The sequence below is a fragment of the Rothia sp. HMSC058E10 genome (genome assembly GCF_001809415.1).
Taxonomy (GTDB): Bacteria; Actinomycetota; Actinomycetes; order Actinomycetales; family Micrococcaceae; genus Rothia; species Rothia dentocariosa.
This window is the reverse complement of sequence record NZ_KV797642.1, coordinates 23,312-49,253: the sequence shown is the minus strand read 5'-3', so window position 1 is coordinate 49,253 and position 25,942 is coordinate 23,312. Positions and strand designations below refer to the sequence as shown.

Here is a 25,942-nt window from a genome sequence, read left to right as displayed (position 1 = left end):
AAGTTCAGACCTTAGCCAGCCTTAGCGAGCTCTGCAGCCTTATCGAACTCTTGTTCAATTTCCTCGTTCTTCTCATAGGTTGCAAGCGAGACCACGACGGTCACCAGGAAGGCTAGGAAGAACCCGGGGATCATCTCGTAAACATCGATCGTTTCGGTGAGGTTGAAGACCTGGCGCCAGAAGAAGGTGACGACAGCACCCACGACCATGCCCGAGACTGCGCCCGGTAGGGTGAGCTTGCGCCAGTACAGCGAGAGGATCACGATTGGGCCGAAGGCCGAACCAAAGCCTGCCCATGCGAACTCCACGAGCGAGAGAATCGAGTTGTTCTTATCGAGCGCCATGAGAGTCGCGATGACCGCCACAATCGCTACGCCCGCACGTCCAAGCCAGAGTGACTGGTTTGAGCTGAGCTTCTTCTTCACAAAGACACCGTAAAGATCTTCCACGAGAGCCGAGGAGCAGACCACTAGCTGCGAGGATAGCGTGGACATAATAGCCGCGAGAACGGCAGCCAGAATCATGCCGGCGATAAAGGGGTGGAAGAGAATCTGCGCGAGATCCAGGAAGACTGTCTCCGCACTTTCCTTATCGGTGAGAGAAACTTCGGGGTGGGTTGCAAAGTAGGCTACGCCCACGAACGCCGTGCTGATGGAGCCTACCACGGTCAGTACCATCCAGCTCATGCCGATGCGACGCCCGGCTTTCGCATCTTCGGGAGTGCGCAGGGCCATGAAACGCACGATAATATGCGGCTGTCCGAAATAGCCTAGGCCCCAGGCGAGCGCCGAAGCGATGCCGATAAACGTAGTTCCCGCGAAAAGTCCCAGGGCGTCGGGGCGAACGTTGGCGACGGCATCCGTGACGTGGTCGAGTCCGCCCATATTGGTAATAGCCACGATCGGCACAGCAATCAACGCGGCGAGCATCAGAAGACCCTGCACCATATCGGTGTAGGAGGCACCCATGAACCCGCCGAAGAAGGTGTAGAACATGGTGATACCGGCGACGAGAAGCATACCGGTGAGGTAGTTCTGGTGGAAGGAAGACTCGAAGAATTTACCGCCAGCAACCATGCCGGAGGAGACGTAGAAGGTGAAGAAGACGAGGATAATGATGCCTGCAAAAATACGCAGAATATTGTACTTATCGTGCAGTCGGTTGCTGAGGAACACAGGGACGGTAACGGCATCGCCAGCGACTTCGGTGTAGGTACGCAGACGGGGTGCAATATATTTCCAGTTGACCCATGCGCCGATTGTCAGACCGATAGCAATCCATGATTTGGAAAGACCGGCTAAATAAACAGCGCCGGGCAAACCCATCAGGAGCCAGCCGGACATATCTGCGGCGCCTGCCGAGAGAGCCGCGACGGTGGGGGAGAGCTGTCGTCCTCCAAGCACATAGTCGTCAAGGTCGTTATTTTTACTGTTTGCCCACAGACCAATCACAATCATGGCGATAAAGTAAATCGCCAGTGCGATGACTTGGAACGTACCGTCGGTCATCTCTCATTCCTATCTAGTGGTTGGGATTCCGTCACGTAACTATCTGTGTAATTATGCGCAACTCTATGACTTTATGAGTGGCTTGGGATACAGTCTAACCTCTCGGAATGGATTTACCAACTCGTAATGCATTCAGCGTGTTTACATACTGCTGAATATATATTCACATCAAACGAGGTATGCCGTGGTAAAGCGTGGTTTTATGTGGGAAATTTTGACGAAACGACCCCGAAAATTCGCGGCTCTTGAGGTTGCTTTGACCACAACGTGAACGGGTAGCGTGTGGTGATGCTTTTGCTTCTTATAAATCTAAAGGATTTGTAATGATCCACGGCTTGGGGCTCATGGCTTTAGGGTCGAAGTATTCCAGAAAATCCTGCGCCGATTTCGGGAACTGTGGGGCATCTAGAATGGGAATGGAGGCTCGAATCCACTCCAAAATATCGGGCTCTGCAAACCCTGCATCCCGAAGTTGCCTTAGTGTTACCGCGCCGTCGCGTTTCGCTAGACGCTTACCTTCCGTGTTGAGGGCTAAGGGGACGTGGGCATAGTGGGGTGGTTCATACCCTAGGAGTGCTGCCAAGTACGCCTGGCGTGGAGCGGAAGATAATAAATCGTCTCCGCGCACCACCTGGGTCACGCCCTGATAATGGTCATCGACCACGACGGCTAGGTTGTAGGCGTAGGTGCCGTCGTTGCGGCGAACCACCACGTCATCGACGGCGCCCGTATACTCACCGGCAAACATATCCTGTACCGTAAATTCGCTGATTTCGGCGCGCAAACGCAGGGCGGGAGGGCGTATCTCACGGCGAGATTTACGCTCGGTATCACTCAGATTGCGACATGTTCCCGGATAGGAGCCGGGGATGCCGTGCGGTGCCGAAGTTGCCTCCAAAATCTCGCGGCGCGTGCAATAGCATTCGTAGAGCAGCCCCGCATCCTGGAGCTTCTGCACGGCGGCATCGTAGGCGGCAAGCCGTGTGCTCTGGCGTAAAACATGGTCGTGGCGCCTTGGGTCTTCGCCGGGTGTTGCATCCCAATCGAGCCCCAAAGATTTTAAGTCGGCGAGCTGCTGTTCGGCGGCGCCGGGGCGCACACGATCGAGATCTTCGATGCGCATTACAAAGCGTAGCCCCTCTTGTCGCGCGAGAAGCCATGCGAGAATTGCGGTGCGCAGATTGCCCAGATGTAGGTCTCCAGAGGGGGACGGTGCGTACCTGCCCGCGCCTGGTGAAGCAGGATCGTGCATTGTGAAAGAATCCTGGGTGGTGGTGCTGAGTAAGCTCATGGTTTTAATCCTAGCGGTACCTCTAAAAGTGCCTCACGCCATAGGATTCGACAAAAAATAACAAAATAATAACAACCTCACGGGGAACTTCGTGATAAACGTTCGCAAGTGTGTTATTAAACCTTTATAAAAATATTCCGTATCTGACGCTAAAGTCGAGTACCGTTAGAAGTATGGCAACCACGATTGAACTAGCGGACGGTGTTTATCGTATTGCAACCGATAACTACTGTCTAAATACCGGACTCATCCTCGGTCTTGAGAAAGCACTCGTGATCGATACCGGTGCAGGACCTCGACAGGCAACCGAAATTTATGATGAGGTTCGTCGTATTACCCGTATGCCCCTCGTCGTCGTCAATACGCACGCACACCCCGAGCGTTACTTCGGGAACGACGTTTTTGCGGCTATGGGCACCGAAGAGTTTTGGTCGCACCCACGGGCGGCACGCGCTATCAAGAAGTACGGAGATAGGCAGCGCCTGTATGTGGAGACCCTAGAACCTGAGATGGCACATCACCAGGGAGCGGCAACCGATATCGTGGTGCCAAATCATTTGGTTGCCCAAAGCGGGGAAGGCATTACCTTTACCCCGGTTGATCTGGGGGAGCGCTCGGCAACCCTCATCTACTTGGGTCCCGGCCATACCGAGGGCGATATCTTGGTGGGCATCGACGACGTGCTCTTTACGGGCGGTCTGCTGGAGCAGGGGACCGACCCATCCTTTGAAGACTCTTTCCCCGATCGTTGGGTAGAGACCCTAGGCGCGCTTCTTGAGCTTGATCGTTACCGCGTCTATGTGCCTGGCTGCGGCGACCCCGTAGAGCGTGACTTTGTGGAACGTTTTCAGGAAACCATGAAGAAGGCTATTTACGCTATTCGCCATTCGACTATTGACCCGAATGATGCGAGTACCACCGCCGCCATGTACCACCTGCCGTACGCACCCGGACCTACCCGGTTCTTGCTAGATCGTATGGCACAGCTTGACGGTACCGAAGTGCCTACCGACAGCTCTGAAACCACCGGATACACCGGTCCTATCACGATTGGCAGCCTGCACTAGCATAAGCGCAGACATATGACGACTGGATATGACATATATTGTCATATTCATAAGAATTTCTGAAAACCTCTGCATAGGGTACGTACCATTTCGAGGTTATGGTGCGTCCCTGTGCGGAGGTCTTATTCTGCGAATCTTAGAAGGGGTAAGGCGCAGCCTAAGCTTGGGTATCGAAAATATCGTTCGGGCGGTGAATGCGCACCCGAATACCCGACTCCTCACCGAAGCCCGCCGCCATGCGTTCCAAATCCGTATTCGGTGCCGCCTGAACCGTGAAGAACCGCTCGATGGCGCGGGTAAATTGTGGATTCTGGGCGAGAGTTCCGTGTTCCAGTGCGGTAAAAATACTGCCTCCAGCATCGTCATAGACGACGACGTCAAGATCGGGCAGAAGCTCAGTCATGGGCAGGTTCAGTGCAGAAATGTCGTATTGAAAGGTCAAATCGCCGCATATGAGGGTAACCGGAATCGGCGCGCCCGCCACATGGGCGGAAGCATCGACAGCCGTGCGTGCGTTGCCGGTGGGGTAGTAGCCCGCTAAAGAAACACCGACAGCCGTTGCGATAAGCCCGTCAATGCCGGAAAGCCCGCGGTTTGCGAGAACCCGTGCGGGCGCATCGGCACCAAGAGCGGGGGCGATAATATCTAGATCGCGCACAATACTCGACGAGCCGACGACAAGGGCTCGACTTTGCTGTGCGCATGTATTCCAGGTTTGGAGTGCAAGCGCCTGAGCGGGAATTCTAGCAGGCTGAGAAGTATGTGCACCGTCTTGGTGACATTCCTCGGATGGAGCAGAGGTCTGCGGCTGCACTGTTTCAGACTCGGCATAACGATAGGCTTCGATCGACGTGAGCGATGCCTCCTGAGCTCGCTGACCGGCAGTGACCCAAGCATCAAGCCAGGTATCATCGGCCCGCACGCCCGATCCCATAAGCGCAAAGGCTTCAAGTTCGGCGGGCGAATCAATCTCGCGAACGGCACGGGTGCCGGGTTCGTACCAGCTGGCGCGCCGAGGCGCATAGTAGGCATGCTGCACATCGGTACGCGCTAAAAGCGCAGAAATAGCGCGCGAAAGCGTAGGATGCCCGCATAAAATAGTTCGCTCGATGCTCTGCCCCAGCTCGGAAGCCGCATGTTCCCCGAGCACCGTCGTGTACTGGGGAATCGAGGTAGCGCCGTGCCGCGCCTGCGAAGAAGGCTCTGCCAGCAGCGGCAGATTCAACGCGCGGGCAAACTCGGCAGCGAACGGCTCGGCACCGTCTCCCGCGATCACCACCGTTTTCGGGCAGTCTGGTGCGCCTTCGGGTTTAAGTGGCGAGGCCTGAGCCGCCTGTTCATGCTGCATCAGCCAAAACTTCTCGACAGGGCTCAGCCGCGCAGGCTCAAGCTCAACGGGGTACGATGCGGCCCCCGGGGCAATATGCTTGGCAAGCGATGCGGCCCAGGTGGGAAGAATCTCGGCTGTCCGAGCCGAAGGTGTGAGCGGGGTATCGAAACACACGTTAATATGCGCCGGCCCCACGGGCTCATCGCTTGCGCGCGACCAATCCTGCGCATCGCTGCCGGTCAGCGCCGCTAAACATGCCATAAAATCGGCGGTCTGCTGCCCAGGATTATGTTCGGGGTACGAGGTCAAATCAGCACTTGCGCGCACAAAGGGAGAGAAAAAATCGGTTTGAACCGTCGTCTGATTAGCACCGGTTCCACGCAGCCTTACGGGACGGTCCGCGCTCATGATCGCCAGCGGAACCCCGGCATGGTAAGCCTCCATCACGGCAGGCAAATACTCACCCAGCGCCGTTCCCGAGGTACACACTAACCCCACGGGCAGCTGCGAAGCTTTCGCGATACCCAGCGCCGTAAACGCTGCCACGCGCTCATCAACGCGCACGTGGGCAACCAACGCACCTGCCTCTTCGGCCGCCGCAACCGCATACGCCAGGGGAGCGCTTCGAGAACCTGGAGAAACCACCACATGCCGCATGCCCGCGCGAATCAGGGAATCGAGCACGGCGACGGCGGAGAGCATGGAGTCTGGAGCGGGGGGAGATTGAACGGTGTCGGCACAGTCGGGGTTTTCAGTCACCCGTCTATTCTAGACCGGTGTTTGGGCGTGTGAAGAATATGGGGCCCCTAAACGGGCAGTTAGCCCCCAGAACACTGACCAGAACGTTCAGAACATACCTGGCTAAAGACTCGTGGGCAAGGCTTCTTGAAGCACCAGGTAGCACCGTCGGATGCGCTCCATCCAGGCATCCCGCACTTCGCCCTCTGCTTCAACGCACCTCAGCGCCGACTCCGTAGGCACAACCCGTCGCACTTCGAGCTCGCCGTCGCGAGCAAGCAGCGAATTTTCGGTCACATCGGCGCTCATCAGCGAGACCGTACTCAGCCCGCACGCATAGGGAAGATCCGGCAGAGCCGCCGCCAAAGACACACCGGTTGCAATACCTACGGAAGACTCCAGCGCCGAAGACACCCCCGCGGGTAAACCCGCCTGTTCAACGATCTTTAGTGCGCGCCGAACCCCGCCTAAAGGCGCCGCCTTGACGATCAGCACATCGGCGGCGTGCGCCTGCGCCACCTTGAGAGGGTCACTAGCTTTACGCACGGATTCGTCGGCGGCGATGAGCATCGAAAGGCCGTGCTCGCGCACCAGGGCACGCACCTGCGCAAGCTCATCAACCGTGGCGACGGGCTGCTCGGCATAAAGTAGATCGTACTCGTTCAGCGCCGCAAGGGCTTCGAGAGCTTCGGGGACGCTCCACCCCGCATTAGCGTCCACCTTTAACCGCGCGTTCGGGAGGGCACACCGCGCCGCCGCAACGCGGGCAATATCATCGTCGAGAGTCTGCCCCTTCTCAGCAACCTTGATTTTAAGCTCGTGGATGGTTCCACGATAGTTGTTCAGCACTTCGGGAACCTGCTCGGCGCTCACCGCGGGAAGGGTCGCGTTCACCGGAATAGTGGTTCGTCGAACGGGCGGCGCCCCCAGCCAGGCAGACTCTAACGCACAAGCTAACCACGCCGCCGCCTCATGATCGTCATACTCTAAAAACGGCGCGAACTCGCCCCATCCGGCGGGACCCTGTATCAGCGCACTCTGGCGCCGATTGACTGAGCGGAAGGTCACCCGCATGGGAATATCAACCACTCGAACGGCGCGTAAAACCTGCTCTAACGGCGGCAAAGCTAAGCCCTCAGTGATGAACCCGTATCCTAGCGGCGGCACGGATGACATGGCGTTTCTCCTTAAGGTATTCTCGGTAAACTCCCAGCTTGGAATTTAGAAAACACGTATTTTTCATAGCTTAACCTGAGATAGTGTTTTCTATGTCGTGTTTACAGACACCGCATCACAGACATTTTGGAGGGAAAAAGTATGTCACAGGGTCCTCACACATCGCGTGGTCATGTTCCTCGCCATACCAGTACCTCGAATGACACGGATGATGCTACGCGTATTCTATCTCCTCAGACTCTAGCCGATAACGACAGTGCCGATGTCGATGCGACGGTTCCGTTATCGAGCATCCAATCTTCCTATGAAACCGATGATGACGCGACCGAATTTCTGGAGCTTCAGGATCTGCCATCTTCCTCACCAGACACGGACGCAACCCGCGCCATCCCGAACCCGCACGAGGCGCCTAAACCCCGTGAAAGCTCTGACACAGTAGCCCTCGACGCTCTTGACGATTCTCCAACCGAAGCCATCAGCGCATCGCAGGATCCGCGTGCTCACTACGTTCAACACACGCGTGCCGCCCAGCCGCAAACCCGTGTGCAGCCGGATATAGCCCCTTCGGCTGATTATCCTGCCACGGTCGCCATGCCAACGGGTGCTCCCGGTATGCAGACCACGCCCCCGGGCACGCCGCAGTACAATGCCGCCGCGCATCCCCACGCCGCTAACCCGACGATGAGCGCCGCGAACTATGCCGGATACGGCGCTCGCCCGAACCCTGCGGCCCCCGGGGCAGGTGTTCCCGCAGAAGCGCCCATTCCTAATGATCCGCCAAGTACCAAGGTTGTGGCGCAGCATTTGGGTGTCATGGTGCTGTTCGGTGCCCTGCTCTACGCCACGCTCCAGTTCTTCATCTACAGCCGTACCGGGCAGCAGCTCGACGAAAATGCGTTTACCGAATATGCCAGCCAGTTCGCGGAATACCAGCGTCCCACCCTGGCGGCTCTCGATAACCTGCCGACAATTACCGGCGTAATCGCGGTGATCGGCATTATTATTGGGCTGATCTGGAAGCACCGCATCCTGCCCGCTATCGTGGGTATTCTTGCGGGCACGGGCGCGTGTTTGAGCGTCCACGTCCTCAAGAATTATGTGGTCACCAAACCTAATTTCGGTATTCAGGAAGCCCTCTTGAACTCCGCACCAAGCGGGCACACGGCATTCGCCGCTTCTGCGGGCGCCGCTCTGTTTATCGCAGCGCCTCGCGCGCTTCGACCCACGATTGCGGTCCTGGCGGCGATGGCGACCTGCGCTACGGGCGCATCCACCATTATTAACGGCTGGCACCGCCCAGCGGATGTTATTAGCGCGATTTTGGTAGTTGCTCTCTGGACCGTTCTCGGCTTGGGCGTTCTTCGGTACCTGCGCCGTGCAGAATTTAACGCACCGACCCCTCGCGTGGTGGGAGCCATCGCGGTGCCTCTGCTGACGATTGCAAGCCTGTTCCTCTCGTTCTGCGCGGCCGCGATGTATGCGGTCACCATGTTTTCCACCATGCCCGGGGGAGTGTTCGTTGCCTCAACCTGCATGATTCTGGCGGTCAGCACGGGAACCACGGCGATACTGGTGCGGCTTCTGCGCCCGCGTAACCAGGTATCTTCTCCCTATACGCGCGTGTGGGAATACTAAGGACGTATTCGTATCACGTTATGAAATATATGCCTCACTTTTTGCCTAGCCCCTAACACAGGCATAGAATTTAGTACAGTTCATGCAGATTTTAGGACGTTCGTATCCTAAAAGAACAACCATCATCGGCGAAAGGTTAGAACTCATGGCGGGTACTCACGAAGGGCGTGTGATTGTTTTCCCACAGCTCACCGAAGTTCTTACCCCCTTTGAGACTAAGCCGCAGGCAAAGAAACTTCTTGATGCCGATGGTGGCAGCATCACCCTAATGGAGCTGGCAGGCGGTCAATCTTGGCACGAACACCACAGTGTACATCCGGTGATTGTGCAGGTGCTTAAAGGCAAGGTTGATTACAGCGCCAAGGGGCAGAGTATTATTCTGGAACCCGGTAAAATCATCCACACCACGGCAAAGCTGTTGCACTCGGTCACGGCACTCGAAGACTCGACCCTGATGGTCATTATGCTGACCGGAGAATCACATCCGGAGCCTAATATCACTATTGAGGTTGAACAGGTCTAGGGCACAACGCCTTAGAAATAAATAAATCCCTTTAAGCACGGTAATGTCCCGTATTCAGCGACGGATACGGGACATTGTCGTATATTCTCCCCAACAGGCAAAGCTGTTATGAGCAGGTTTTCTGTGAAACGGTAAAAACCCCGCAGATACCTTCCTCACGGAGCACTTGGAGGAAAACGTATCTGCGGGGTTGGTCTGAACAGGGCAAACGGACTAGGCGTTTGCTGCCGCATCCTGATCTGCGGGGGTTTCATCCACGTGGGTGGGATCAAGCACACGCGCTAAGAATGTCTTGGTACGTTCATGCTGCGGGCTTCCGATCACCCGCTCGGCGGGCCCCTCTTCGACGACCACGCCATCCGCCATGAAGACGACCTTATCGGCGACATCGCGGGCGAAGCTCATCTCGTGAGTCACCACGATCATCGTCATGCCTTCGTCGGCGAGATCACGCATAATCGTAAGAACATCGCCCACCATTTCGGGGTCGAGCGCGCTTGTCGGCTCGTCGAAGAGCATGAGTTCGGGATTCATCGACAGCGCCCTAGCGATCGCCACACGCTGCTGCTGGCCGCCCGAAAGTTTACTCGGGTAGGCATTTTCCTTATCTGCCAGCCCCACTTTCGCCAGCTGTTCGCGGGCAATCTTTTCTGCCGTTGCACGATCACGACCCAAGACCTTGATCTGGGCAATCGTGCAGTTATCAAGCACGCTCAGATGTCCGAACAGGTTAAACTGCTGAAACACCATGCCCATGCGGGTGCGCAAGGCGTTAATATCGGCATCCGGATCGGTTACCTCGACACCGCCCACGGTAATGGTTCCCGCATTGGGCTCTTCGAGCAGGTTTACACATCGCAGAAGCGTTGATTTACCCGATCCCGAAGGGCCGATCAGACAGACGACCTCGCCCGGTTCAACCTGAATATCAATACCGCGCAGCACCTCGTTTTTGCCATAAGACTTGTGTAGCCCCGTGATGCTCACCGATGCCGCCGATGTTACTGTGTCAGTCATGACAATCTCCCAAAGTCTTTGTCGTGGTTACTTGCGTGATGCGCCCGTGCGCTTCTCAAAATATGCGGATAGCTGCCCCAGCGGCACGGTAATAATCAGGTAGCACAGGCCCGCGACTACCAGGGGAGTGAGCCCCGCGCCGGATGTGGTAATACCTTCACGCCCGAATTTCGCCAGCTCGTACTGCGCGATTTGTACACCCAGCAGGTACACGAGCGAGGAATCCTTAGTCAGCAGAATAACTTCGTTAGTCAGCGGGGGGAGCACGATGCGGAATGCCTGCGGAATAATTACCGAGAGCATCGCCCGGGTGTGCGACATGCCCAGCGACCGTGCCGCCTCATACTGACCTTTCGGAACCGCCTGTAGTCCAGCACGCAGCACCTCGCTGATATAGGCAGAGGACACCAGTCCAAGGGAGAGTGTTACCGGAATGAGGTTATCGACAAACCGGATTTTGAAGGCTAGGGGAATGCCGTAACCGAAGGCAAAGAACACCAAGAGCGCCGGAATGCCACGGAAAATTTCGACATAGATTGTAGCCAGCCACCGATAGGGTGCGATCGATGAGATACGCATGAGTGCCAGGATAAGACCAAGGCTTAGACCCACGGCGAAACCCAGGGCCGTGTAGATCAGGGTATTCTTGAGCGCTACCGTAATAACGTTCGGGAACTGCTTTTGCGCAACCTCAAGGTTGAATACCTGACTGGACAGCGTTTTCCAGTCGGCAAGGGCAATAATAAGAACCGCGATAACCGCCAGCAGAGCGTACTGGGAGTACCGGAACATCGCCTGTTTTTTGCGGGGAGATAGTTTATTCTGTGCCATCGTTACACTAACGTAGTCTGTGTTTATCGTGATATTCAGGATGCGCGGTGCACGTGAGCGAACGAACGCGCACCGCGCTAATCGCGGTTAGTTTGCGCTGGATGAAGATGCGGATGAGGGCGAAGACTTAGCCTTGGTCCACTTTTCCTTGATCTTATCGAGTTCGCCGCTGGACTTGAGCTGCTGAATTGTCTTATTTGCTTTATCTAGCAGGGCTTTCTTCTCGGGGGCTACTGCACCGGCAATCTGGTCGGCGTTTTCCGAGGTCTGGTAGGCGATCTTGAAAGAGTCGGGGTCTTTGGTTAGCGCCTCAGAAATAACCGAGAGGTTTGCCGAGACGGCCTGCACTTGACCGGTCTTCAATGCCGAGAACATGAGCTCGTTGTCCTCGTACTGCACAACATCCGCACCTTTTTCTTTGGCGTAGGATTCGCCGCTGGTTGCCTGCTGAGCGCCTACTTTGGCGTTCTTAAGATCTTCGACGGAGGAGATCTTAGAGTTTTTGGGGACCAGAATTGCCTGATTGTCTTCAAAATAGACATCGGTGAATTCCATCTTGGATTTCCGCTCGTCGGTCACGCTGATACCCGCGAGAGCAATATCGCATTGTCCGCTGGTGAGTCCGGTGCCCGAATCGAGGCCTTCAAAGCTGATGGAGGTGAGTTGTGCTTCTGCGCCCAGGTCTTTGGCGATAGCGTTTGCGATATCTGCATCGATACCTACGATTTTTCCGTTTTCTTCGTATTCGAAGGGCATGTAGGGGGTGTTGGTGCAGACGGTGAGGACGCCGTTGTTGATAAGGTTTACCTCTCCGTTTTCGCCGTCGGATGCGGTCGAGACGCATCCGGTGAGGACGAGGGGTGCGAGCGCGAGGAGCGCGAGGGACTTTTTGAGGTTGGGTTTTGCGGTGAAAATCGACATGGTGTGCTCCGTGTGTAGAAAATTTTGATGTTTTCCATTGTGCACCTGTGCGATAAAGAATGCAAGTATACCTATAAATATTCATTATTTTTCTGAGGAAATGACGAATTATGTATGCATATTATGTATAAAACCAGGAATGCTGGCGCGCTGCAGCGGACGGCGGGAGAAACGTGCTGCACGTGCGCAACACCGGGAACAAGAGTGCATATTTTCGTGAGTTAAAGTGTTCGCCACCTCAGATGACGTATCAAGGGGCGCTCAACTACCCCACGGGCGGCAGAACATGCCACAATTGAAGGCGTGAGCAACGTAGAGAAAAATGTTCAGGGTACCCGCGCAACCCTTGACAAGAAGACCGGCGATATCGCCGCCATGTTTGACACCGTCGCGAAACGCTACGACCTGATGAACGGCATCTTGTCGCTGGGACGGCATATCTACTGGCGCAAGCAGACCGTCGCCGCTGTGGATGCGCATCCCGGGCAGAAGGTCCTCGACGTTGCCGCCGGTACCGGAACCTCATCCGAGCCTTTCGCCGATGCCGGGATTGATGTTATCGCCGCGGACCTTTCCGAAGGGATGCTGGAGGTCGGGCGCAAACGCCGCCCCGATATGACCTTCGTGCGGGCGGATGTTACCGACCTTCCTTTCGAGGACGACAGCTTCGATGCCGTCACCATGTCTTACGGTTTGCGTAACGTTGCGGATTACCCCCGTGCGCTAAGCGAACTGTACCGGGTTACTAAGCCCGGCGGGCGCATCGTGGTACTGGAATTCTCAACCCCAACCTTCGCCCCTTTCGGTAAGGTGTATAAGAAATACATTATGAAGGCGATACCGCCCGTAGCGCGCGCTATCTCCTCAAACCCGGAATCCTATGTATATTTGGCGGAGTCGATTATCGATTGGCCGGATCAGAGAACCCTTGCCCAAAAGTTCGCACAGGCGGGCTGGCAGGACGTCAAATATCGTAATCTCAGCGGCGGAATTGTTGCCATTCACCGTGGCTTCAAACCCCAAAACTAACACTCAGCACATCATCATTGAGCAACACACAGCATACAGCTACACACCAACACACCGAAGAAGGCATCGTGAGCACCTCAGAGCAATCCATTGCAGCCACCGACCTGATGGCAGGACTCGATTTCAACCTGCCCGCAGGGTTTGAGCTCATTGCGTCCGACCCGCAGCTTGGCCCCCAGATTCTTACCTCGCTGGCGCGGATTGAAGAGCGGCTTGCCGAGGCTATCAGCTACACCGATAAGCTCGCCGATGTTGCCGCCCGACACTTACTGCTCGCCGGTGGAAAGCGTGTGCGTCCCCTTCTGACCCTGCTTGCCGCCGCCGTGGACGGACAGATTAACGACGAGGTGATTGAGGCTGCGGTGGTCGTTGAGCTCACCCATCTGGCGACCCTCTACCACGACGACGTGATGGACGACGCGCCCAAACGCCGCGGCGTCGATACCGCCCAGACCATTTGGGGAAATTCCGTCGCCATCCTGACGGGCGACCTCATTTTCTCCCGTGCCTCGCTGCTGGTCTCCGATCTGGGCACGCGACCCATGAAAATTCAGGCGCAAACCTTCGAGCGCCTGGTGCTGGGGCAGCTCTACGAAACAACCGGTGTACGCGAAAACCAGGATATTCTCGATCACTATATCTCCGTGATTGAAGGGAAAACCGGTTCGCTGATCGCGGCGGCGGGGGAGTACGGCTCACTCTTGGCGGGCGCCTCCGAAGAGGTTATTCAGATGCTCGCCACCTACGGCGAACTCGTGGGCGTGGCATTCCAACTCGCCGATGACGTGATCGATATTGTCAGCGATGGTGCATCCTCCGGGAAAACCCAGGGCACCGATCTGCGTGAGGGTGTGCCGACCCTGCCGACTATTCTGCTCAACCGTGCCGCAGAGGCCGGGGACGAATCAGCCCGTCAGGTTCAAACGCTCATTGAGGCAGACCTATCGAGCGACGATGCGCTTGCTGCCGCTGTATCCGCGCTCGCCGCGCATCCGGTCACGCAAGAAGCGTGGCAGATAGCCTATGATTGGGCGGATCGTGCGATCGCGGCCATTGCGCCGCTGCCGGATTCCACCGCGAAGGCGGCGCTGGAATCCTTCGCGCATGCCGTGGTGCATCGCGAGGGCTAAACCGCGTGATACGGTTGCTTCAGGAAGACTTCTTCACGAGAATGTGTATATCGATGCAGCGTAGTGTGTGAAGAACGCCCAGGTGGAGCTGAACTCGATAGAGTTCTTTAAGGGAAACTATGGCCCACAAAACCGTTACCGCATATCAATCTGCCGCAATATTCCTCAGCTCGGTTATAGCGGCTGCGGCAACGTTTGCTATATCGGTTATTGCTGCGTACTTTTTATCGCACAGTGAGTTTAGGCAGTTTCAGTCCGCATTCTGGCCTCTCGTGTTCGGAATTTACGGCATAACCGGCGCTATTCAGCAGGAGACAACGCGGGCAGTCGGGGAGTCCCTTCTGCAGAATCCGGAATCACGAACACACACCAATAGACTTTCATATTCCGCCGTGGCAGCCCTGTTAGGTCTGGGTATTGCCGTGATCGTCGTCATGACTTCACCGCTGTGGTCCTCCGCTTTCCCCACCTACCCGCAGATGAGTGTTGTACTGATAGCGTTCGGCGTCGTGATGTACGCCGTCTATGCTGCGGTTAGTGGCGCATCCGCAGGGCGGGATTCCTGGTATTTTTACGCCGCTTTAGGCAGTGGTGAGGCACTGATACGTTTGGCGGCAACACTGGCGGCGGTAGCGTTGTCGTGGCACCTGCTCGGATTTGAGACCGCCGTGGTTGTTGCCTCGCTGATCTGGCTTCCGTGCGTCGTATTTTCACGTACCGGGCGGCGCGTCTGGCACGCGAGCATTGATGTTAGTTCGCGGCGGTATGCACGAAATATTGTGATGCTCATGCTTTCATCCGCCGGTGCATCGATTCTTATGACGGCGTTCCCCTTTTTCTTACAGTTCACAACGCAGGAACAAAGCGCACAGTTCAATGCCCTGGTCGCTGCTATTGGCGTTACACGTTCGCCGATTATGATGCCGCTTCAGGCCTTTCAAGGGGTCGCCATATCGGCTTTCTTAAAGCACCAAGATCACCCACTGCGCGCTTTAGCACGCCCGTGTCTGTGGGTTCTGGGAATCGGCGGTTTCGGCGCACTGCTTGCCTATCTTATCGGTCCTTTTCTCTTTGACATTTTCTACTCTAAATATGCCGGTCTTGCACCCGGAATGATGCTTGCTATTTTGACCCTCGAATCCGCGATTATCGCCGTGCTTGTGCTTGCTGGAAATCTGGCTATTGCCTTGAATATGCACCGTTTATATGTGAGCGGTTGGGTTTGTGCGGCTGCGTTGGCCTTGCTCCTGCTGCACGTGCCGCTGGATGTGGTGAGCCGTACCGAGCTCGCCCTCGGGGCTGCTCCACTGTGCGGATTCACGGTAATTCTGGTGGGAATCTTGCGGAGTCCAAAGGTAGAGAGCCGTAAAAGTACCGATAAATCTGGCCTCTTCCAAGATGCACCTGCCACTCGGCACGAGAGGTTGTGAGGGCCGAAGGTCGAGAAGCTTTAGTTTAAAAATGCTTGTGTTTATCTGTTACATTCCCCTCATAAATCCCACAGAATCCCACATGATGGGCTATCATTGACCAAATAGCCTACATCAGGTAAACCTAAAGAACGTCTGTGCCCATACATCATTGAGAGCACAGAGCACCGGAGAGTCGCGCCCAAACCCTAGCGCGCCTCCGTTCACGACGACATGCCCCATCTACCCTCAAGGTGCATCGTCGCGTGACGTGCATACATGAACATCTAGACCGAGGTAACCACTATCATGGGTACAAAACCCGCCAAGACCCCGGCGAAGCGTGAAGGCTTCTCCAGCCGCAGGGTCTTCCTTTTTGCCGCCATCGGCTCAGCTGTTGGTCTGGGAAATATTTGGCGTTTCCCCGCTGTTGCTTACAAGAACGGTGGCGGCGCCTTCATGATCCCGTACATCGTGGCGTTGCTGACCGCAGGCCTCACCTTCCTCTTCTTCGACTACGCGATTGGCCACCGCGGGCGCGCATCGTCTCCGTTGGCATTCCGCCGCCTCAACCGCAAAACCGAGTTTATCGGTTGGTGGCATATGGGCATTAGCGCGGTTATTGCCATCTACTATGCCGCAGTTATCGCCTGGGCAGTGCGGTACATGATTTTCTCATTCAACCAGGAATGGGGCAGCGACGCGAAAACTTTCTTCATGAAGGACTTCCTGAAAGTGGGGGATCCGAAGCTTTCCTTTGACTTTAACCCCGGCATTCTCATTCCGCTCGTGCTGGTGTGGATTTCCCTGATCGTCATCATGGCGCTGGGCGTACAAAAAGGCGTGGGTGCTGCCAATGTGGTGTTTATGCCTCTGCTGATCTTTATGTTCGTGGGTCTGGTTGCGTACTCGCTCACCCTGCCCGGCGCGATGAACGGCCTGAACACTCTGTTCACTCCCAACTGGGGTGCGCTAACCAATGGCGAGGTGTGGGTCGCCGCCTACGGACAGATCTTCTTCTCGCTCTCCATTGGTTTTGGCATTATGGTGACTTACGCATCCTACCTGAAGCCCAAGACCGACCTGACCGGCTCGGGTGCCGTCGTGGGCTTCGCCAACTCCGGATTTGAGCTGCTGGCGGGTATCGGCGTGTTCGCGGCGCTGGGCTTCATGGCGCAGGCACAGGGCATCGCCGTGGATAAAGTTGTCGAAGAAGGAATAGGTTTGGCTTTCATTGCCTTTCCCACCATTATTTCGCAGGCACCGGCGGGAGCGCTCATCGGGTTCCTGTTCTTCGGTTCGCTCCTCTTCGCAGGATTCACCTCGCTCATCTCAATTCTTGAGGTCATTATCGCCGGTGTACAGGATAAAGCAGGCACCTCACGCCTGACCTCGACTATGATCGTGATTATCCCGCTGGCGATTATCTCGACCCTGCTGATGCCCACCGCATCCGGTCTGTACATGCTGGATATACTCGATACCTTCGTGAATAACTTTGGCATTCTTGCCGCTGGCCTCACCTCTATTGTCGTGATCACCTATGGCGTGCGGGCGCTGCCGATCCTGCGGGAGCACCTAAACTCTGTTTCCTCCTTCAAAGTGGGTTGGATCTGGATGATTCTCTTGGCGGGCGTTACCCCGCTGATCCTGGGGTACAGCCTGATCTCCACGCTCGTGAAGACAATTGCCGAACCCCATGGAGGGTACCCTGCAGATTTGCTTGGTATCTTCGGCTGGGGCATGGTCGTACTCCTGATCGTTGGCTCCATCGTGATTTCATTCCTGCCGTGGTCGCATAAGTCACGCGCCGCCGAGGAACCCCCGGCACCGCCCGTTATCGGCGGTAAACTCGCCCACACGCATGTGGACGATGCCGCGCTGAAAGCACACGCAAAAGCACAGGGTGAGGAGGCATAATGAGCGGTGCAGCTATCGCTATGATGATCGTGGCAATCCTCATTATCTGGGGAGGCCTGGTGTTTGCCCTCGTAAACCTGAGCAGGCACCCCGAAGAACCTGAGGATGATGCTGTCGAGCAGGCAGCCACCGAATAATACCGTCGCGCGGGCAGGTCTGCGGACCGTGCCCGGCACGTAAAAACATAGAATACTCGCGCATTCGGCGCGAATAAAAAGTGTTGGCATGAGGACTCTGATCGGTCCTCATGCCAACACTTTTATGCATGTACGGCAAGAATTCAGGATTTATCGCGGGCGTTCGCCGCAGAATCCTCGGTGTCTTCGGGCGAGAGCTGCACCGCATCCAGAAGATAGTTCTGCTCGCGGTCTTCGCCACCCTCAGAGGACTGAGAAATCTGCACAATAGGGATCATGCCGGTCTCGACCGCCGTGAGTTTCGACGGGCGCGAGGTGCGTGAGGCGCGCACCGCATCCACCGTGAAAATTACGATAGCCACCCAAATCAGACATAAGCCAATCCACTTATCCGGGGTAATCCTATCGTGCAGCACGAAGAGCGCCAGGAAGAACTGAATGGTCGGGCCCATATACTGCACCATGCCGATCACCGACAGAGGCAGAGCCCGCGCCGCCGCCGAGAAAAGAACCAGCGGAGTCACCGTGACAATGCCGGTGGAAGCAAGCAGCCAGAAATGCCCGGGGCCTTGCGAAAACAATGTGAGCTGTCCCTGCGTATTCATCCACCACAGCACCACGAGCGCCACCGGAAGCAAAATAAAAGTCTCAAGCGATAGCGACACCACCGGATGCACACTCGACCCCACCCGCGCCTTGAGCAGCCCGTACGTTCCGAAGGTGAAGGCAACACCCAAACCCAGCCACGGAATCTGCCCGTACACCACGCTCATAATCAGTACCGCCACGGTCGAAATCCCGATGGCGACCCACTGAACTTTTCGCAGCCGCTCGTGCAGGAACACGACCCCCAACACCACGGAGACCAGCGGGTTAATAAAATACCCCAGCGACATATCAATCGTATGCCCGTGCGTGGTGGAATACACATAGATCATCCAGTTCGCGCCGATCAGCAAAGACGCGACCGTCAAAATACCCATAGTGCGCGGAGTACGCACCGCCTGGTTAAACGGCTTGGTCAACCGGAAAATAGGGAGCAGAACCGCGCAGAATGCCAGTGAAAAAATCACACGCGAGAGCACAATCTCCAGCGCAGACGAAGACGCCATGAGATAGAAATACAGCGGCAGCATACCCCAGATCGCGTAGGTGGTAAAAAGGCAGATAAAACCATTGCGGGTCTGTGCAGCGTGTGCCGCCGTGCCTGATGCGGGTGCTGTAGCGCTGTGAGCGTTCTGCGCCATAGTGTGAGGGCTCCTCCCTACCTGTGAACGAAAGATGAGATGTGAACTTCTAACAACTCTACTCTTCACCGCACTCTTGCACGAGTGCGAGGTATCGGCTGGCGGAGGGGAGTTGCCTATTAAACGCCGATGGGGCGCAACATAATACAGCGTTGCGCCCCACCGGAATGATGAAATTTCTAGGTCAGGATAATATGCCGCAGGTACGGATTAAAGACCCTGTATGCCTGCTGATATCGCGTTGTCTACAGACCGAAGAACCGCGAGAAGAAGCCCTTCTTCTTGCCGGTTTCCTGAGTCTGCTCCTGTTCCTCGTGCTGATCGGCCTTCTGCTCGGCGGGCTTGATCACCGGAATTGCAGTTGCCGGGGTGCTCTCGGTCTGCGGTGCGGATGCGTCGGTACCTGAAGCGGCAGGTTTGGGCGCCTGCTTCGGCTGCTGCTGGGCACCTGCCGCAGCGGGCTTCTGTGCGCCGGGCTGAGGAGCTGCCTGTCCCTGACCTGCACTCGCGCCGGGTTTGCCAGCTGCGCGCGGGGTGATCGATGTGCGGGACTTCGAGGCATCGGAGGCACCGGGCTTCGCCGCCTTAGCCTGACCCGCAGGTGCGCCGGTCTGTGCTGCGGCAGCGCCAGCGTTCGGAACAACATCGCCTGGGAGGGTATTGACCGTTACGCGACCATGCTCGGAATCCTCGCGCGGATCCTGATCGAAAGGGGCCTCGGTATCCGGGTAGAGGTTCTCGGTCGTGCGCACACCCGCCACCGGTTTCTGCGCTGTGCCAGCGGGTACAGCGTGATCTGCGGCCGCCGCGGGAGCCTGAGGCTGAGCCGGTGCTGCTTCTTCCGGCTGTGCATTTTCCTGTGCGGGGGCGCTCTTTGCTGCCTGTGCGTCCTTAGGCGTCTGGGCTTCCTCGGGTTCCTGAACGGCGGGTGCCTGCTCGGCTTCGGCACGTGCCGCCGCACGCTCTGCCGACTGCTGCTCGCGCAGGGCCACCTGCTCTGCAGCCTCGGCAGCGGCAGCCTGCTCAACTTCGGTGCGTTCAGCCGCCAATTCCGCACGGTACTGCTCAGCCTCTGCGGCAAGCTGCGCAAGTTCTTGGGCGGTAACCTCGGGCTTCGCGCGCTCGATACCGCTAATGCGCCCCTCATCGAACCACAGCCGCAGGGCGCCGTCGGTCATGGTGAGCACCACGGTGGCCTCGGTATCCCAAGCGGTATGGAACCCGCGCTGACGTGCATAAGAATTAACGGCGAGTGGATGATCGTGAATATCTTCGCTTTGCAGAGCCTTCGCAATCACGCGCCCTACACCTTTGTACGTGGGCGCATCCAGGGTCAGTTCGGGGCTGTCAATCAGGCTCCACGCCCGCACAGACCCCGACGGCAGAGGATAGTGAGCGTACAAACCGGTCACCGTTTTCGTTGCCAAAGTCAGGCGACGCGCCAATCCCTCTGAGAGCGGAATTTCGTCGGTACTCAGCTCCAGAACTGAGTCGCGTTCACCGGCATCTCGCGCCTGCAGCGCCGCTGAGACTACCGCATTTGGAAAATATCCCAATTGCTGCCACGACCAAATCCAGGTTCCACGGTTTTCAGATTCGGTACCGAGCAGGTAGGGTTGAAAAGACACCGGATCGGCGGCCTTGAACGTGAGGGACTGTTCGGCGAAGTTTACATCGTAGTCAGCAGACCCAATAAGTTCAGCCAACCGCGCCTGGTATTCGGTCGAGATAAAGATTGATGCGTCAATAAGATCCTGCAAAGAATTCGTCATAGGTTAAGGGTAACAACCTTTTTGGTGTGAGTACCCACAAACTGCACCAATTTTATAGGTCGGATGGAGAAAAAATTTGAACAAGAGACAACTTGGTAACCGATGCTAGAACACACACGCAAAAGTGTGTTCCCTAACCTATCATGACGTTATAAATCGGCGTGACGGCGGATGCTTCGCTAAAATCAATAGAGTAGCGGGTAGCTTCCCGCCGGGACCTAAGATGCAAGCTGACGATAAAGGAATGGAAAACCATGACGGATACCCGACGTTCTGAACCGACGAGTAGAGCCGCCCGCACCCAGGATGCGCTCAACCGTATCGGTAGCTGGCTTCTTGATGTCGTCAAGGCTGAGCCCGGGTGGAGCGAGATGATCCTCGACGTAAAACCCCTCGCCGGGCAGGTCTATATTCGCGTGCGTGAATTCCGTGACGGCGAAGAGTACATCGGTTCGGTGGGCCCCCTCAAGGAAGATTCGCCCGTACTGCCCGATCTTCGCAAGCTCCAGCGCGCCGCCTACGACGGCAACCGCGGCACCTGGTTTACCGCATCTGTGGTGGTGGCGGCCAATAACTGGCCCGAACCGAAGTTCAGTGTGGGGGCATCTTATAACCGCGACGAAGAACCGGAGAACTGGGGTACTGAAGGAACCCTGAGTGCTTCGGATGTACGCGAGCATCTGCACATGTTCCCGCGCGATTCCGAGCGTATTCCCGCTTGGGCGACCGAACGTATGCACGGTCGCGCCCGCGATGTTTCGGGCTTGCATAAAGAAACCGATTACGAAATTCCCAATCCCTACCTCGCCGCTGCACTCGAAGCTTTCAAGAAGGATGTCAAAGAGCGAACCCTCATTAACGTAGTGCGCACCATGCTCGGCGGCGATTTGCTCGTGGATGCTTCCGGCTCAACTATTGTTCCTGCAGGGCACCTTGATATTGGTCCCGAATCGCAGCTGCGCTACCAGGTTATTCGTCTTGAAAACGGGATGCAGGCGCTATGCGTATTCTCGTCGGCAGAGTACGTTTCGAAGAGCTACATGCGTGAAAACTCCGACGATGACGAGCTGATTCTGCGCGAACCCGCCGTCAAGATTTTCATGGATTTCTTAAGCAACCCCGATCTTGATCTGATTGCGATAGATCCGGGCTCTAACCACGAATGCTATATTGAGCGCGCCCAGGTGCAGTGGGTTGTGAACTCGCCCCGCAATGACGGCGCGAAAATGGCTCTTATCAACGACAATATGCAGCAGCTTCTCGGATCGTTGGTGGCACCAAACTCTATTCTGGTGGTGGCGATTGACCCCAAGAGTAAGGTACAGGGACCGGCATTCGTCCCCGATGATGAAGGCAACCCCACGAATATGCTGGCGTTCACCTCGCCGATTGAAGTTGCCGCTATTGATCCTGCAATTGAGGTGCGCGTAGCACACGCGATTGAGGTACTGACCCTCGCGGAGCAGCTCAACGCCCCGGGTATTCAGATCAATTACTTCAACCCCAGCGCTGTGCTCGACATCAAGCAGATCCGCGAACTCCTCGATATTGTGCGTGAACAGGAAGCGGTCTTCGGCGCTTCTCCCGCTGGTGCTAGTGCATCCGCATAGTTCATAAAAGCCGTCACGCAAAAATCGCCCGGAAGAAGCACCCATACGGTGTTGTCTCTTCCGGACGATTTTTGTGTTTGGAGAGGGTTGTAATCCTGCAAACGGGTTTAAAATATGGGGCCGGTGACTCCACCTCACTGAAAGTCACCGGCCCCATGCTGCAGCCGTGCGTCATGTTCTCGAACCTACAGGAGAACAGACGCTGCCGTATCTTACGAACCAGATGCGGCGGCTGACACGGCCTCGCGAACGCGAGAACCGAGCTCAGGGTGAACGCTATCCCAGTATTGGAACGCGCGTTCACGAATCTCGTCGGAACGAACAGCGCCTACGTGACCAGAGATGTTGCTGATCAGGCGTTCGCGTTCTTCGTCGTTCATGGTTACCTCGTAGAGGGTGCGCGCCTGCGAGAAATCATCATCATCCGGGCGCAGGGTGTAGGCGGTGCGTACCAGCTCGCCATCAGACTCCCAGCTACCTTCGCCAGCGCGTGCCGCATCCGCATGCGGTCCACCCAGACTATTCGGCGCGTAGGTCGGAACGGACGGGTCGTTGAAGTTATAACGCATCGAACCGTCATGCGAATAGTTGTTCACCGGCGCTGCGTGTGGTGCGTTCACGGGCAGCTGTGCGAAGTTGGTGCCGATGCGGTAGCGATGCGCATCCGGGTAGGAGAAGATACGACCGAGCAGCATCTTATCGGGCGAAGCCGCGATACCGGGCACAAAGTTCGAGGGGGAGAAGGCAGCCTGCTCGATCTCGGCGAAGAAGTTCTGAGGGTTGCGATCCAGCACCATGCGACCCACCTTGATCAGCGGGTAATCTGAGTGCGGCCAAATCTTCGTCAGATCGAAGGGGTTAATGCGGTAGGTCTTCGCGTCCTCATAGGGCATGATCTGCACATAGAGCGTCCAGGCGGGGTAGTTGCCACGCTCGATAGCCTCGCGCAGGTCGCGGCGGTGGAAGTCAGCATCCTTACCCGCCATTTCATCGGCCTGAGCCTGGGTGAAGAACTCGTTGCCCTGCTCGGTCTTGAAGTGGTACTTAACCCAGAAGCGCTCGCCCTCGGCGTTAATCCACTGGTAGGTGTGAGAGCCGAAGCCGTCCATGTGGCGCAGGGTTCGGGGCAAACCGCGGTCGCCCATCAGCCAGGTTACCTGATGTGCTGATGCCGGATTGAGGCTCCAGAAATCCCACTGCATATCGTTATCGCGCAGACCCGAACCGGGCATACGCTTCTGCGAGTGGATGAAGTCGGGGAACTTGATGGCATCGCGAATGAAGAAGATAGGAGTGTTGTTGCCTACCAGGTCGTAGTTGCCTTCGGTGGTGTAGAATTTCACCGCGAAACCGCGTGGGTCACGCCAGGTATCGGGGGAGCCGGATTCGCCCGCCACGGTCGAGAAACGAATCAGTAGCTCGGTTTTAACGCCCGGTTGAAAGAGCGCCGCACGGGTGTACTGCGAAACATCTTCGGTGGTTTCAAAGTAGCCGTATGCGCCGGTTCCCTTTGCGTGCACCACACGCTCGGGCACACGTTCACGGTTGAACTGAGCGAGCTTTTCAACAGCGTAAGCATCGTGCAGAACGATGGGACCATCGGCTCCCACGGTGAGCGAATGATCATCTGAAGCCACCGGCGTGCCAGTGCTCGTGGTGGTGTAAGAACCGGGATGAATGGGGTTCTGCGGGGTCTGATACATATTTGCTTCTCCCTGTGTTTTTGGTGATGCTATGTGGTTTTCGACGAGCATTCTTCCTGTTTTAGGGTGCAGCTAACGAACACCGAGGCGCTGTTTCACGCCCGGAGTAAGGTGTGGGAATGTGGTTCGTTAGTGCTGAACGCTCGCTGCGGCTTGCACCTGGCTCTTCGCCAGTTCTGCTTCTGCCTCAGTTTGACAGTCTGCGCAGACGCCTCGATACAGTACATCTGCGCTGATAATCGCCATGCCGTGGAAGTCGCTGGGAGTTAGGCAGGGCGCTGAGCCGATAGCGCAGTCTACATCCTGAACTTTTCCGCAGCGAATGCAGAATGCGTGGTGATGGTTATCGCCCGTGCGAGTCTCATAGAGCCCTGGGGTTCCCGGCGGCTCAAACTTACGCAGCATGTCGATATTCGTCAGATCCGTGAGGATCACATACACCGACTGCACGGTAATGGTAGGAATCTCTTGCCGCACAGCGGTAACTATTTCCTCGGCATTGGCATGGGGATGAGCCTGAACCGCACGTAGAACAGCAAGCCGCTGTTTCGTGACCCTGCGCCCCTTAGCGCGCAAGTTTTGCGACCAAGATTCCGTGAGAAGTTCGGTCGCGGATTCTGCTGCCAACGGTAGCACGCCGGTGTGGGAGCATCCGTGAAGAGGGTGCTCGGGTTCCGGGTGTGCGTTCGTATCTAGGGGTTCGGTCATGAACAATACTCTACCGTTAATCTGACTTTTTCACAATTACAATTACGATAAATTCATAATAAGAGTCGTGTTCGGGGTACTTTCACCATGACACTATGTCGCTAAAACTGCGAATTTCTGGGGGATAACAGAACACTTCGAGACTTCATGTGACCTTGCTCGCATTCGAGGAACCTGTGGATGCGAGAATACGAAATACACGCTGGTGGCGAATCTGGATGTCTGCCTCATATATATATCCCGTATGCTGTAATCTAATACGTTCACGGCAACACGATTTCTAAAGGTACACGCAATGCACAAACACTATAACGGGCTTAAGACCGCCCTTCTGCTGGGCGGCATGGTCGGTCTGCTGATGCTTATCGGCGGCGGCCTTTCAACATACTTCCGCAGCTCAATTTTTATCTGGGGTTTCGCCCTTGTGAGCTTGGGTACCGTTGCATATTCATACTGGAACTCCGATAAACTCGCGCTGCGTTCCATGAACGCCTATGCCGTTACCCGCGAGGAGGTTCCGGTTCTGTATGACATCGTCGAGGAACTTTCCTCGCGCGCCGGTCAGCCTATGCCGCGCCTATATGTGGCACCCACCCAGACTCCAAACGCCTTCGCGACCGGGCGCAACCCGCGCAATGCCGCCGTCTGCTGTACCGAGGGTATCTTGCAGCTTCTTGACGAACGCGAAATGCGCGGTGTGCTAGGGCACGAGCTCATGCACGTCTACAACCGCGATATTCTTACAAGCTCGGTGGCAGCCGGTATCGCAACCCTGATTACGGCGGCGGCGCAGATTGTTGGCTTTGGCTCCATGATGGGCGGGAACCGTGAGCGCGGCGGCGGAAACTTCTTGAGTATAATCCTGATGTCGCTTCTGGCTCCCATTGCTACGGCGGTTATTCAGATGGCTATCAGCCGTACCCGCGAATACGATGCCGATGAAGACGGTGCAAAGCTCACGGGCGATCCGATTGCACTTGCCTCCGCCCTGAATAAGTTGGAGAAGGGTGTCTCGCTCTACCCAATGGATCCCAAGAATCAGCAGGTTGTGAATACTTCGGCCTCTATGATTGCGAACCCCTTCGGTGGCCTGAAGAACCTCATGTCTACTCACCCACCGATGGATAAACGCATCGCCCGCCTGCAGCAGATGGCGCGCGATAACGGTCAGCTATAAAACCTGCGTACGTGTTTGTCTTATAGGCGAAAGGCGGGGTGGTTACCAGAACTGGTAACCACC

General features: G+C 56.4%; 21 protein-coding genes. 10 read left to right on the top strand and 11 right to left on the bottom strand.

The features are described 5' to 3' along the window. Positions 1-11: 11 nt before the first annotated feature. Both putP and gluQRS read right to left on the bottom strand, forming a co-directional pair. A complete protein-coding gene (putP, locus tag HMPREF2609_RS09295; RefSeq protein WP_070536522.1) occupies positions 12-1,508 on the bottom strand; it encodes a sodium/proline symporter PutP in 1,497 nt (498 codons plus the stop codon). Positions 1,509-1,809: 301 nt separating this feature from the next. After that, positions 1,810-2,799 carry a tRNA glutamyl-Q(34) synthetase GluQRS gene (gene gluQRS, locus HMPREF2609_RS09290; RefSeq protein WP_246825634.1) on the bottom strand — a complete coding sequence of 330 codons (990 nt, stop codon included), beginning with the start codon at positions 2,797-2,799 and terminating at the stop codon, positions 1,810-1,812. A gap of 173 nt (positions 2,800-2,972) precedes the next feature. On the opposite strand from gluQRS, the gene HMPREF2609_RS09285 reads away from it, so the two are divergent. Beyond that, a complete protein-coding gene (locus tag HMPREF2609_RS09285) occupies positions 2,973-3,866 on the top strand; it encodes an MBL fold metallo-hydrolase (RefSeq protein ID WP_013397713.1) in 894 nt (297 codons plus the stop codon). A 157-nt stretch (positions 3,867-4,023) separates the two neighbouring features. Here HMPREF2609_RS09285 and menD read toward each other — a convergent pair whose 3' ends face one another. Both menD and HMPREF2609_RS09275 read right to left on the bottom strand, forming a co-directional pair. Further along, positions 4,024-5,955, bottom strand: coding sequence for a 2-succinyl-5-enolpyruvyl-6-hydroxy-3-cyclohexene-1-carboxylic-acid synthase (gene menD, locus HMPREF2609_RS09280; protein WP_210391468.1), 1,932 nt, complete (start codon positions 5,953-5,955; stop codon positions 4,024-4,026). Between the two features lie 102 nt (positions 5,956-6,057). Further along, complete coding sequence (locus tag HMPREF2609_RS09275; protein ID WP_070536520.1) at positions 6,058-7,110, bottom strand: o-succinylbenzoate synthase; 1,053 nt, start codon at positions 7,108-7,110, stop codon at positions 6,058-6,060. A gap of 141 nt (positions 7,111-7,251) precedes the next feature. Here HMPREF2609_RS09275 and HMPREF2609_RS11185 point away from each other — a divergent pair, with 141 nt between their 5' ends. Then, positions 7,252-8,745, top strand: a complete 1,494-nt coding sequence (locus tag HMPREF2609_RS11185) for a phosphatase PAP2 family protein (RefSeq protein WP_246824159.1) — start codon at positions 7,252-7,254, stop codon at positions 8,743-8,745. Between the two features lie 145 nt (positions 8,746-8,890). Further along, positions 8,891-9,268 carry a cupin domain-containing protein gene (locus HMPREF2609_RS09265; protein WP_238382373.1) on the top strand — a complete coding sequence of 126 codons (378 nt, stop codon included), beginning with the start codon at positions 8,891-8,893 and terminating at the stop codon, positions 9,266-9,268. A gap of 213 nt (positions 9,269-9,481) precedes the next feature. On the opposite strand, the gene HMPREF2609_RS09260 is transcribed toward HMPREF2609_RS09265, so the two are convergent. The 3 genes from HMPREF2609_RS09260 to HMPREF2609_RS09250 all read right to left on the bottom strand — a co-directional run bounded on the left by HMPREF2609_RS09260 (position 9,482) and on the right by HMPREF2609_RS09250 (position 12,037). Beyond that, positions 9,482-10,285, bottom strand: a complete 804-nt coding sequence (locus tag HMPREF2609_RS09260) for an amino acid ABC transporter ATP-binding protein (protein ID WP_048753661.1) — start codon at positions 10,283-10,285, stop codon at positions 9,482-9,484. Between the two features lie 27 nt (positions 10,286-10,312). Continuing rightward, the gene (locus tag HMPREF2609_RS09255; RefSeq protein WP_070536518.1) at positions 10,313-11,116 is read right to left on the bottom strand and encodes an amino acid ABC transporter permease; all 804 of its coding nucleotides are present in this window, start codon (positions 11,114-11,116) and stop codon (positions 10,313-10,315) included. Between the two features lie 87 nt (positions 11,117-11,203). Beyond that, positions 11,204-12,037, bottom strand: coding sequence for an ABC transporter substrate-binding protein (locus HMPREF2609_RS09250; protein WP_037231173.1), 834 nt, complete (start codon positions 12,035-12,037; stop codon positions 11,204-11,206). Between the two features lie 303 nt (positions 12,038-12,340). Between HMPREF2609_RS09250 and HMPREF2609_RS09245 the strand changes: the two genes are divergently transcribed. From HMPREF2609_RS09245 to HMPREF2609_RS10695, 5 genes are all read left to right on the top strand, one after another. After that, the gene (locus tag HMPREF2609_RS09245; protein ID WP_070536516.1) at positions 12,341-13,066 is read left to right on the top strand and encodes a demethylmenaquinone methyltransferase; all 726 of its coding nucleotides are present in this window, start codon (positions 12,341-12,343) and stop codon (positions 13,064-13,066) included. Between the two features lie 68 nt (positions 13,067-13,134). Further along, the gene (locus HMPREF2609_RS09240) at positions 13,135-14,196 is read left to right on the top strand and encodes a polyprenyl synthetase family protein (RefSeq protein WP_070450918.1); all 1,062 of its coding nucleotides are present in this window, start codon (positions 13,135-13,137) and stop codon (positions 14,194-14,196) included. A gap of 119 nt (positions 14,197-14,315) precedes the next feature. Continuing rightward, positions 14,316-15,626 (top strand): hypothetical protein, encoded by a 1,311-nt coding sequence (locus tag HMPREF2609_RS09235; protein WP_070450920.1) that lies wholly within the window; start codon positions 14,316-14,318, stop codon positions 15,624-15,626. Between the two features lie 288 nt (positions 15,627-15,914). Further along, positions 15,915-17,525: a sodium-dependent transporter gene (locus HMPREF2609_RS09230; protein ID WP_070536514.1), complete on the top strand. Its 1,611-nt coding sequence runs from the start codon at positions 15,915-15,917 to the stop codon at positions 17,523-17,525. Beyond that, entirely contained in the window at positions 17,525-17,662 is a 138-nt protein-coding gene (locus HMPREF2609_RS10695) for a methionine/alanine import family NSS transporter small subunit (RefSeq protein ID WP_080513847.1), read from the top strand. The genes HMPREF2609_RS09230 and HMPREF2609_RS10695 overlap by 1 nt, the downstream gene beginning before the upstream one ends. Positions 17,663-17,805: 143 nt before the next feature. Here the strand turns inward: HMPREF2609_RS10695 and rarD are convergent, their stop codons facing one another. Both rarD and HMPREF2609_RS09220 read right to left on the bottom strand, forming a co-directional pair. Further along, positions 17,806-18,909, bottom strand: a complete 1,104-nt coding sequence (gene rarD / locus HMPREF2609_RS09225) for an EamA family transporter RarD (protein ID WP_070536512.1) — start codon at positions 18,907-18,909, stop codon at positions 17,806-17,808. A 245-nt stretch (positions 18,910-19,154) separates the two neighbouring features. Further along, a complete protein-coding gene (locus HMPREF2609_RS09220) occupies positions 19,155-20,681 on the bottom strand; it encodes a DUF6882 domain-containing protein (protein WP_070536510.1) in 1,527 nt (508 codons plus the stop codon). 254 nt (positions 20,682-20,935) lie between these two features. Here HMPREF2609_RS09220 and HMPREF2609_RS09215 point away from each other — a divergent pair, with 254 nt between their 5' ends. Beyond that, positions 20,936-22,291 (top strand): SseB family protein, encoded by a 1,356-nt coding sequence (locus HMPREF2609_RS09215; RefSeq protein WP_048753674.1) that lies wholly within the window; start codon positions 20,936-20,938, stop codon positions 22,289-22,291. A gap of 212 nt (positions 22,292-22,503) precedes the next feature. Here the strand turns inward: HMPREF2609_RS09215 and HMPREF2609_RS09210 are convergent, their stop codons facing one another. After that, positions 22,504-23,994, bottom strand: a complete 1,491-nt coding sequence (locus HMPREF2609_RS09210) for a catalase (RefSeq protein WP_048753692.1) — start codon at positions 23,992-23,994, stop codon at positions 22,504-22,506. A 129-nt stretch (positions 23,995-24,123) separates the two neighbouring features. Beyond that, positions 24,124-24,702, bottom strand: coding sequence for a Fur family transcriptional regulator (locus HMPREF2609_RS09205; RefSeq protein ID WP_004005395.1), 579 nt, complete (start codon positions 24,700-24,702; stop codon positions 24,124-24,126). 295 nt (positions 24,703-24,997) lie between these two features. Between HMPREF2609_RS09205 and htpX the strand changes: the two genes are divergently transcribed. Next, positions 24,998-25,879, top strand: a complete 882-nt coding sequence (htpX, locus tag HMPREF2609_RS09200; protein ID WP_004005394.1) for a zinc metalloprotease HtpX — start codon at positions 24,998-25,000, stop codon at positions 25,877-25,879. Positions 25,880-25,942: the final 63 nt, after the last annotated feature.